This is a genomic window from Streptomyces sp. NPDC052701 (genome assembly GCF_040678355.1).
GTDB lineage: Bacteria > Actinomycetota > Actinomycetes > Streptomycetales > Streptomycetaceae > Streptomyces.
On sequence record NZ_JBFATO010000034.1, the window covers coordinates 76,551 to 85,977 of the forward strand.

Sequence of the window (9,427 nt, forward strand, 5' to 3'; positions counted from 1 at the left end):
CATGTCCGAGTTGTTCGACGCGGTCGACGCGCTGGTCGCGTCCCGGTCCCCGCTGCCGCCGCCGGCCGAGCGCAGGCGGCTGCGCCAGGCTCACGCGCTCACCCTGGACGAAGTGGCCGCCGCCCTGGGCGTACGGCGGGCGACCGTCGGCGGCTGGGAGACGGGCAAGACGGAGCCGCGGCCGCCCGAACGGGAGGCATACGCGCGCCTGCTCAGGCAGCTCGCCAAGCTCTACCCCGCCCTCGACAGCACCGGCGCCCCGCAGGAGGCCACCGCGGCGGCGGCACAGACCTCCGCCGCCGCGGCGCCCGCAGCGCAGGCCGAGCCCAGCGGCGAGGCACCACCAGCTGCTGCCCCGGCGGAGGCCGAGGAGCCCTTGGCCACTGCTCCAGCGGCCACTGCTCCGGCGGCCGTCGCCGCACCGGCCGCCCCGGCGCGGCCCCGTGCCGCCCGGCCGCCGCAGGCCTCGCCCCGCCCCGCTGCGACGAAGACCGCCCCGGCCCCCGCACCCGCACCCGCACCCGGCGGGGCGTACGCGCACGGTCCGCTGCTCGTCCTGGACGCCGACACCGAACGGAACGTGACCGGCTATGGGATCGGCGGCCTGATCCTGGACGTGCCCGCCAGGTCGCTGCCCGCGCTGGTGGAGTGGACACTCACCGAGGCGCGGCTGGGAGCGGAGAGGCTGCACGGCTCGGGCAAGGACGCCGATCCGCTGCTGGTGCTCACCGAGGCGGCGTGCGAGCGCTACGGCCTGCCCGGTCAGCTGTCCGAGGCCGAGCGGCTGGCCTGGCGGCTCCCGGAGGGGCACAAGGTCATCAAGCAGCTCCAGCGGGCCGGCTGGCAGCTCACCAAGCGGGGGCTGGGACCGTGGGCGCGGATCTACCGCCCCCTCCAGGGCGGCCGCCGGCAGTGCGTGCAGCTGTGCCTGCCCTCCTGGGACGCCCTGGACGACCGCGCCTGGGGGCACGCCGCGCGGCTGGAGCCGGCCGAGCTCGCCCGGGTGCTGGGCGTGTACGCGCAAAGGGTGATGACGCCGGTGGGTTCCACCGCCGTGACCGGGCTGGAGCTGATGACCGCGCTCAACCCGCCGACCCGCGCCAGCGAGCCGGACGAGAACGGCAGGCGGCATCGCGAGCACCGGCCCGGCTCGCTGGGCACCGAGCCGATGGACCCCGCGCCGTGCGAGGCGACCGACGGGCACCCCGTCCTGGCCCACCTGCTCCGCTTCCACGTGCGCGGTCCTGAGGAGAAGCTGTCCGAGGAGGCTTACGACTGGGCGCGGGATCTGACCGACGCCGAGTGCATGCAGCGCTACCTGGTCGGCATCGACGTGAACCTCGCCTTCGGCGCGGCCGCCAACGGCGCGGTCGTCGGTCTGGCGTCGCCGCCCGTGCATGTCACCAGCCCGGTCTTCGACTCGGCGGTGCCCGGCTCCTGGCTGGTCGATCTCTCCCACGTGGACCTGTCCCGGGTGAAGGTCGGCAAGCAGTGGCGCGAGCTGGACGGCGATCTGCTGCCCAGTCCGTTCACGCCGACCGGCCAGTGCCCGGCCGGGCCGGCCTGGTACGCCACGCCGACGGTCGCCTACGCCGTCGAGCTCGGCTACGACGTCGCGCCGCTCGAGGCGTGGGTGCGCCGCGAGGCCGGCCGGTTCCTGGACGGCTGGTACAAGCGGCTGCGCGACGCCTATGTCGCCACCATGGCGGACCTCGGCGTCGCGGAACACCTGGCCCCGGCCGAGTACCTGAAGGCGATGGAGGGCTACAAGGGCCGTGATGCGGAGCTGGGAATCGTGCTGGACGCGGTCAAGATGACCGTCAAGGGCGGCATCGGCAAGCTGCAGGAGAAGGCGCGCGGCGGCGGCTGGAAGCCGGGGCAGGCCTGGCCCGCCCTCGCCCGCCCGACCTGGCGCCCCGACATCCGCGCAACCGTGATCTCCCGGGCCCGGATCAACATGCACCGCAAGATGCTCCACCTCGCCGCGGCCACCGGCCGCTACCCGGTCGCGGTCCTCTCCGACTGCGCCGTGTACGCCGCCGACGGCCCCAGCCCGCTGGATGTGCTGCCCTACGGGCCCGACGGCAAGACCGTGCCGGGCAGCTTCCGGATCGGTGTCTCCCCGGGGTTGGTCAAGCACGAGGGCACCCAGAGCGTGCTGTGGGGCGCGGACATCCTCGAGCAGCTCAGCGCCGATGGCCATGTCGCCAACCTCGCCCGCTACATCAAGACCGGCGAGGTCACCGCCAAGGATACCGGAGAATAGGAGAGTTACGGCGATGGTCACGGTCGCGGAGGAGCTCGATAAGGCGGTGCAGGGCGCGTTCACGCGGCCCGTGCCCAAGTCGGCCGGGGCGCAGATGCGGTACCTGGTCAGGAAGCACGGCGGTAGGACGAAGCCGGTGGCCGAACTGCTCGGCATCAGCCAGCGCACCGTCGAGCGGTATGTGAAGAACCAGATCAAAAACCCCCGGCCCGAGCTCGCCGAGCGGCTGCAGCGCGAGGTCCGCGCGCGCTGGCAGCCGCAGATCCGGGCCAGGGCGAAGCAGGCCGCGGCCACCACCGGCGGCATCATGATCGATGTCCGTGCCCGGTTCGGCTACACCGCCGCCCCCGGCAGCACCGACGACGCACGCGTGCGTCACCTGACCCTCGCGCTGCCGCCCCAGCAGGTCGCCCGTCTCTTCCAGGCCCAGGATGACGGCGCCAGCGAGGACCAGCTCCGTCAGGTCGCCGCCGAGGCCCTGGGCGAGGTCTACTTCCGCGACAGCGGCCGCCGCGCCCACGGCCTCGAAGTGGAACTCACCGATCTCCTCGACCTGGAATTCGAGCTGTAGCCGGTCAGGGCTAGGACAGAAGTGGAAAGCAGGATGTGACTGAGCACTTCAGTTGGCCAGTGAGCACTCGGGTTGGACACTTCAAGCTCAACGCGGTGCCATCGCTGTGACTGACGCGCCGCGGCCCGATTCGGGTGGGCCTCGCGAGCCCCACCCGAATCAGCAGAACGGTCGGAACTCCTTGAAGTGCGGCGTCGGGCGCGGATCGGGTAGCCGGTAGGCGCCGATCCGCGCCCGGCCGCTGGCCGGGTCAGCGGTCCCATCGGCCAAAGCGCCCAGTATCGGACGCCACCCCAGATTGGTCTCGAAGTACGCCACGGCAGCGCCGACCGATGGCCACCAGACATCGTCGAGCAGCACGATGCCGCCAGGTCGGACGATCTCGCCCAGGAAGTGGAGATCGACGAACACGTTGTGGAAGTGGTGGCTGCCGTCGACGAACGCCGCGTCCGAGGCGAAACCCGCGTCGGCCAGCCGGGGAAGGAACCGCTGCGATGGTTCGGTCACCAGCTCGGCGATGTCGTCCAGGCCGGCACTGCGCAGCAGCTCCCACCCGACCCCGTCGTACGCCGTGTACTGGAACGGGTCGATCACCACATGCCGCGGGTTCGGTGAACCGGTGTGCAGCAGCGCCTCGCCGATCGCCAGCGCCGAGCTGGCATAGGCGAGCCCGATCTCGACGACCGTGCCGACTCGCTCATCCACCAGGAGGTCACGTACCTGATCGCAGTCGCGCTCCGGCAGCGTGACGGTGGCGAAGTCCGGACCGCCCTCTGGACTCCGCGGCGGCCCGTGTTCGGTGAGGTTGCGGCGTACGGCGGCCACTCGATCCCGCCGCTCGCCCGGGGCTCCGCCCGGTTGCACGATCGAGTTCACCAGGCACACTCCTTCTGGCTGAGGGCATGGGACGTGACCAACTGTGACACTCAGAGCGGCCAACTGAAGCGCTCAGTCGTACAGGAAAGGGCACTGGAGGGGGAGCTGTGGCAGCAAGGGCGTTAGGGGCCGTGCCGCTGGCGGGGGAGCTGACCTCGTCACTGATCAACCGGGTCGCGGACCGCTACGGCCTGCCGGCCGCCGGCGTGCTGCGGCTGTGGACATGCCGCAATTCCCCCGCCCGGAACGACGGCGGTGGCGTGCGGGCCGATGCGGAGGTCGTGCTCAACGACGCCGGGCGGGGTGTGCTCGCCGAGCTGTGCGGGGTCGAGCCGGCGGTGCTGGCCCGGGCCCTGCCGGCGTTCACCGTGGACGATCCCAAGATCGGCACCGGCAGGGAGGCCGCCCTGGCACAGGCGCGATGGCGGGCGGCTGGCGCGGTGGCGGGAGAAGCGGCGTTCGCCTGCCGGCTGTGCACCGCGCGGCGCACGGGCCAGGTGGTGCGGGCGGTGCGGTATCTGCCGCGCTGGCAGCGGGTGTGTGGCCGGCATGGGCGGTGGCTGCTGGACGCGGACGCCGACCAGCCGCTGGAGCACCTCGATTTGCGTGGCGTGCCGGAGGTGGTGGCCGCGCAGCGGCGGTGGACGGGTGTGGCGCGGCGTGCGGTGCGGTCAGGGGTGGCCCCGGAGCAGGCGTTCACGGTGGCGCATGCGGTGGTGGCCCGCTGGTGGGAGCAGGCTCTGCGCTGGGAGCAGGAGGAGATCTGGCCGCGCCGTCTGCACCTGCTGGCGGGCGGCAACGCAGGTCCCCGGCTTAAGTGGTGGCGGATCGTGGGCCGGGAGCCGGCGATCTTCCCGGAGGTGGTGGCCGTGGCGCGGGCGCTGCTGGAGCCGGGGATGGCCGAGCTGGCCCGGCAGGCAAGCGGGGGAACGCGGCCTCGGGTGCGGGGCGCTGAGGATGCGTTCTGCCGCCGTATGGGCGAGCGGGTGGGCCGCACCTGGCTCGGGCCGAAGCTCGCTGCCGACGATGGCAGCCCGCTGCACGGCTTCGCGGGCGCCCTCGTGCGCGCCCGCCGCGAGGTAGGGCCGCCAGGGTGGCGGGACGATCCGTGGCGGCTGAAGCGGCAACAGCAGCCCGCCACGATGGCCGGCCAGCTGCGCGTGATGGCGGCCGAGCAGCAGTCGGGCGGCTCGGGCACCCGGTGGCGGGCCACAGTGAGCGCCGAACACCGTTTGCACATCGAGCAGATGATCGGCCAGGCGCGGGAGCATCTGGTGCAGCTGCGGGGCGTGCACAGCGGCACCACCGCCGAGGTGGCCCGCACGCTGCTTCAGCACCTCAGCCACAGTGCCGCCCTGATCGACCAGGCCCTGGTGGACACCGCCGCGGCGGCCGTCGCCGCGGGAGTGGCGCTGGAGGAGGTGGCGGCGTGGTCGCGCCTGCCCGCCCAGGAGCTGACGGAGCTCGTGGCAGCGAGCCAGGATCGGGGCTGACGCGCGCAGCGGCCGGTGTGCCGCCTCTCAGCTGCTGCACATCGCGCCCCGGCCGCAGGGCCGATCCGGACGTCCCAGAGTCGCTTCTAACCAGTGCCTTCGCCTCGCTGTTCCAACCGTCCGCGCAGGTGATCCCCCTCGTCCGACGTACGTAGTTCTGCCCTCCGACCTCGCCCCGCCACAGGGAGGGTGCCGTGCAGGGCGCGGCCGTCGCCGGACGCCGCGTAGCGGCGGGCGGCGAGGCCGTGCTCGAGGGGTTCGCCGATCGCGTGGAACAGCAGCGCCAGGACGTCGGCGTTGTCGGTGTCGGAGAGGTAGGCCGGGGCGACTTCGAGCATCAGCTCGCCGATCGCGTGGGTGCTGGCGGTGAGGTCGTCGACGGCTCGGCGCAGCGCGGTGACGGTCGGGTCCGCCGGCGGACCGGCGGGCGGTGGGGGCGGGGCCGTGCGGACGTCGCGGACGGCCTGGCGGACCACGGCGCGCACGGTGGGCTCATCGAGGGCCTGGAGGCCGCTGTGGGCGAGCGTGGCGTCAGGGCTGGAGACGGCGATCAGGGCGCGCTGGGACGTCCGACTACTGACTGCCGTTGGAGATTCAGTGATCCGCGAACACGGCAGTGCTGCCTCTGGGATCATGCATGCAGCATCATCTGGACGCGGGGGGGGTATCACGGTGTCGTACTCGAACCAGGACTACTTGGCGAAGTCATCTGATGAGCTCGATCTGGTGATCGGCGGGGCGCTACTTGCCGAAGGTTTCGGGGGCAAGGACCCTAGCGACTCCGACCGTCGCGTAGCCGCACGCCGCTGGTTCCAGGCGAACCTCTCGCAGTTCAGGGAGCTGATCTGTGGAAATCAGACCATCGCCGCGGCGTTCGCATCAAGTGGCCGAGACCGGAACGCTCTCCTGACCGCTTTGGTTGACGTGTTAGGAAGCCAGTACGGCATGACGGTTCCAGTGACGGCGTTGTCAGCGCAGATCATTCACTATGGCGTGGACAAGCTCTGCCCGTCGCTGGAGCGGTCCACGGGCGTATGAGACTGGCCGATGCCGTGGCGATCGCCGGTGGAGTGGTTGATGCCGAGACGTTCGAGGACATTCTCACACCGGCCGGTGCGGCCGCTGCGCGTGAGGCCTTGTCCTTCATTAGGTTAGGAACCGTAGGCCGACCCGACGGTCCCATGTCGGTCGAGGTCGTCAAAGCCAACTCGATGCGGTGCAGAGGGATGCGCGTGGACGGTGGGGAGGCCTCCGTCATTCTCATTCCGCTGGGCGCCCTCGCACGCGCTCGAGCACTGGCTCGGCGGTTTCTCCAGCACCTGGCCCACCGCAGGCGCGTCCGGGTTGTCGGCAACCCGGTGGATGAGCGCTCCGGCTGGGAGTTACTCCCCGGTCTGGTGCCCGTGTACGGCGAATACACGGGTAACGAGAAAAACCAGTGGGATGCTTTGAAAGCGTTTAACCAGGAGACTGAGGCCGACCAAGACCGCGATACCGCTGCCAACGACATCATGAGTATGTGCCTGATGTATCTCGCAATGCATGAGATGGTGCACCTCGGCAGCCGTCACGACAAGCTTCTTCATCTCGCCCGCGCTGGTGACCCGTTGGTTCCTCGAGGTATCAGCTTGTCGGTCCTGCGCCGCGGCCTAGAAATTAATGCCGACATTATGGGTGCTATAACCTTAGTTAAGTGCCTGATTATGGTCGCGTATCCTCCAGGAGCGAAGGAGAAAGGGTTTCCGATCGGAGTCTCCAGCAATGGACTTGACGCAATTCTGGAACGTTTCTCTTTCGCTGCAACCATGCTGTTCAGCCTGTATGACACTCACCGGGGAGTTGTGTTTGACTACGACAATGGCAGCTATCCCCATCCCATCGTGCGGAGCGAGCACACGCACGAGGTCACCCTGGGTACCCTCAAACGCTTCGTCCCGCAGCACTTTGACGCGGCACGGCAGTCGGTAGATGCTGGCTGGCACGCGGTTAACGAGGCCATCAGCGAACTTGAATTCGCCGCGCTCCAGGGTGAGTACGGTCGGCCAGCGGACGGAAACATTGAGCGGTGTATCCCGGTGACAGCGCTCAAGTACGGGATGCCGGTCGCTCTCATGGAAAATCGTATCCAGATGGAGCTGAGACTAGGCGAGATCATCGAGTGGCTCCTCCGGCGAATGAACGAGTCGGAAGGCCTCGCATAGCTGTGTGGCGCAGCACGGCAACCGAAGGCCGAAGGCCGGGGGACGTCGAGCGGACGGCCTGGCGGCCCACCGCGCAGCGGGACGGTTTCGAAGCGGCACTGGCAGGACGTCCAGGCGAACAGGGAGCTCTGGGTGAATCGTTCTGGCGTGCTGCGCCAACGGGTGCCGGTCCAAGTGAAGCACCACCGCGATACCGTCCAGCGCCTCCAGCGGAGTGGGCGGGTGCGCCGGCACCTTCCCGAGCGGCCCGATCCGGGACAGTTGACCTTCCCCATCGGCGAGCCGGTGCAGAAGGCGGAGCCAAAGACGAACGCCCTCTTCCAGCCTCCGCGTTTCACGTGCAGTGGCGCCCGGATCTTGAGTGGGAAAGCGAAAGTGCCTTATGGCCTGGGACGATAGGGTTTGTTTAAGGTTTCTGTCGTTCCAGCAGGAAGGCACTCTCTGCGTGCACACTACCGGGTCGCGCCCCAAGCTCGTCGTCTCCTCCGACGGGCGCGGGGTGGTCAGCCATGCCGGGTCCCGTCTGCTGGAGGACTCGCCGATGCCACCAGCCTGACCGGTGCCTTCACCGACTGCGGCCGCGCGGCACCGGACACGACCCGGGCAGGGTGGCGGTTGATCTGGCGGTGATGCCCGCCGACGGCGGCGAGGCGATCACGGACCTGGCCCTGCTACGCGACCAGGCCGCAGTGTTCGGCCCGATCACCTCCACCCCGACCGCCTGGCGCGTGCTCGCAGGCATCGGCCAGGCAGGCACTGGCCGCGCTGCGGGCAGCCCAAGCCACGGCCCGGGAAGTCCGCCTGGCTTCAGGCTCCGAGACCCGGACGGGAATACCGGCCTTGCAGGCTGAGGGCGCGACCTGCCCGGGCTCGTCCTAGACATCGACGCAACGCTGGTCACCGAAGGCATGCGCCACCAGGTCTTCCTCACCGACACCCCCTACCGCCAGGGCTCGTTGCAGCAGCTGGAAGTAGGCCACCGGGCGCACGCCCGCGTCGAGGACCGCATCCGCTGCGGCGAGTCCACCGGCTTCGGTCGCTTCCCCTCCCGACACTTCGCCAACGCGCATGCCTCCCTCGCAGCCACGCTCGTTGCCGTTGGCGGTGCCCAGTGGAAGGGCGAGAAGTAATCGACGGAGCGATGTCCCCCTGGAAGGGCTGCCCTGATAGCCTCATGCCTCTGCCTGTTGCACTGGCTGACATGGCGGCTAGGTCACACTGGAGGAAAGTATGGGCAAGAGCGGATTACGCCTTGCTAGCGCAGGATTCCTAGCATTTGCGCTTTCTCTGCAGTTGCATCCACCGTTTGCATCCGCTGTCGCGCGTACACCTACTTATGAGGTTAAGGCTGCTTCATTTTGCCAATGCGGGGAGTATGTGCGGCGGTACTACAGCCTTACGGGGGAGATGGCTCCCTCCGCGAAGGATATGGGGCCTGTCCTCAAACGCAACGGCTTTAAGTATGTCGGCCATGGGATTGTTCCCAGCAAGGGTGACGTTGCTATCTGGGCAGCCAATACCGGAATCGCGGGCGCCCATGGACACATTGCGGTAGCTGCTAGCGCAACTTGGGACAGTCCTGGTTATGTTGTTAAATTCAAAGGGGCAAACCAAGGGGGTTCGTCAACTCACTTGAACTGCAACAATGTAAACGTGCGCGGTAATATGGGATACGACAAGGCCTATTACTATCGCAAGTGATCGGTCACTAATAGGACTCCGTTACTGAGGTTGAAATCGTGATGTCGTCTTCGGTGATCAGGGGTTGATGGTCAGTCCTGTCTCGGCAAGGCAGCCGTCTATGAGGTGGCTGCGGTACTGGATGTGGCGGAGACCGCGCCGGATGCGCTGGACGAGGTGTTCGGGGGTGCTGAAGGCGACGTTGGAGAGCCAGCCGCGCCGTAGCAGGGACCAGATGCCTTCGACGGGGTTGAGGTCGGGTGCGTAGGGCGGCAGGTAGTAGATGGTCAGCCAGTCCTGGGCTGCCGCCCATTCCCGCAGGTCGGCGGCCTTGTGGACG

10 protein-coding genes are annotated in these 9,427 nt (G+C 69.0%); 6 read left to right on the forward strand and 4 right to left on the reverse strand.

The annotated features are described in order from the left end of the window. Position 1 precedes the first annotated feature (1 nt). Together AB0L29_RS28880 and AB0L29_RS28885 are read left to right on the forward strand one after the other, a co-directional pair. Positions 2–2,266 carry a helix-turn-helix transcriptional regulator gene (locus AB0L29_RS28880; protein ID WP_365831073.1) on the forward strand — a complete coding sequence of 755 codons (2,265 nt, stop codon included), beginning with the start codon at positions 2–4 and terminating at the stop codon, positions 2,264–2,266. A 13-nt stretch (positions 2,267–2,279) separates the two neighbouring features. Beyond that, the gene (locus tag AB0L29_RS28885) at positions 2,280–2,837 is read left to right on the forward strand and encodes an XRE family transcriptional regulator (RefSeq protein ID WP_365831075.1); all 558 of its coding nucleotides are present in this window, start codon (positions 2,280–2,282) and stop codon (positions 2,835–2,837) included. A 159-nt stretch (positions 2,838–2,996) separates the two neighbouring features. Here the strand turns inward: AB0L29_RS28885 and AB0L29_RS28890 are convergent, their stop codons facing one another. After that, positions 2,997–3,713: a class I SAM-dependent methyltransferase gene (locus AB0L29_RS28890; RefSeq protein ID WP_365831077.1), complete on the reverse strand. Its 717-nt coding sequence runs from the start codon at positions 3,711–3,713 to the stop codon at positions 2,997–2,999. A 131-nt stretch (positions 3,714–3,844) separates the two neighbouring features. On the opposite strand from AB0L29_RS28890, the gene AB0L29_RS28895 reads away from it, so the two are divergent. Beyond that, positions 3,845–5,206: a DNA-binding protein gene (locus AB0L29_RS28895; RefSeq protein ID WP_365831079.1), complete on the forward strand. Its 1,362-nt coding sequence runs from the start codon at positions 3,845–3,847 to the stop codon at positions 5,204–5,206. Positions 5,207–5,292: 86 nt separating this feature from the next. On the opposite strand, the gene AB0L29_RS28900 is transcribed toward AB0L29_RS28895, so the two are convergent. Further along, entirely contained in the window at positions 5,293–5,841 is a 549-nt protein-coding gene (locus tag AB0L29_RS28900; RefSeq protein WP_365831081.1) for a hypothetical protein, read from the reverse strand. 37 nt (positions 5,842–5,878) lie between these two features. On the opposite strand from AB0L29_RS28900, the gene AB0L29_RS28905 reads away from it, so the two are divergent. After that, on the forward strand, positions 5,879–6,244 hold the full coding sequence (locus AB0L29_RS28905; protein WP_365831083.1) for a hypothetical protein: 366 nt from the start codon (positions 5,879–5,881) through the stop codon (positions 6,242–6,244). Next, a complete protein-coding gene (locus tag AB0L29_RS28910; protein WP_365831085.1) occupies positions 6,241–7,407 on the forward strand; it encodes a hypothetical protein in 1,167 nt (388 codons plus the stop codon). The genes AB0L29_RS28905 and AB0L29_RS28910 overlap by 4 nt, the downstream gene beginning before the upstream one ends. 875 nt (positions 7,408–8,282) lie before the next feature. On the opposite strand, the gene AB0L29_RS28915 is transcribed toward AB0L29_RS28910, so the two are convergent. Next, positions 8,283–8,477 (reverse strand): hypothetical protein, encoded by a 195-nt coding sequence (locus AB0L29_RS28915; protein ID WP_365831087.1) that lies wholly within the window; start codon positions 8,475–8,477, stop codon positions 8,283–8,285. A 160-nt stretch (positions 8,478–8,637) separates the two neighbouring features. Here AB0L29_RS28915 and AB0L29_RS28920 point away from each other — a divergent pair, with 160 nt between their 5' ends. After that, positions 8,638–9,108, forward strand: a complete 471-nt coding sequence (locus AB0L29_RS28920; protein WP_365831089.1) for a hypothetical protein — start codon at positions 8,638–8,640, stop codon at positions 9,106–9,108. Between the two features lie 57 nt (positions 9,109–9,165). On the opposite strand, the gene AB0L29_RS28925 is transcribed toward AB0L29_RS28920, so the two are convergent. Beyond that, the coding region (locus AB0L29_RS28925; protein WP_365831091.1) for a transposase at positions 9,166–9,427 on the reverse strand (262 nt) is incomplete at its 5' end.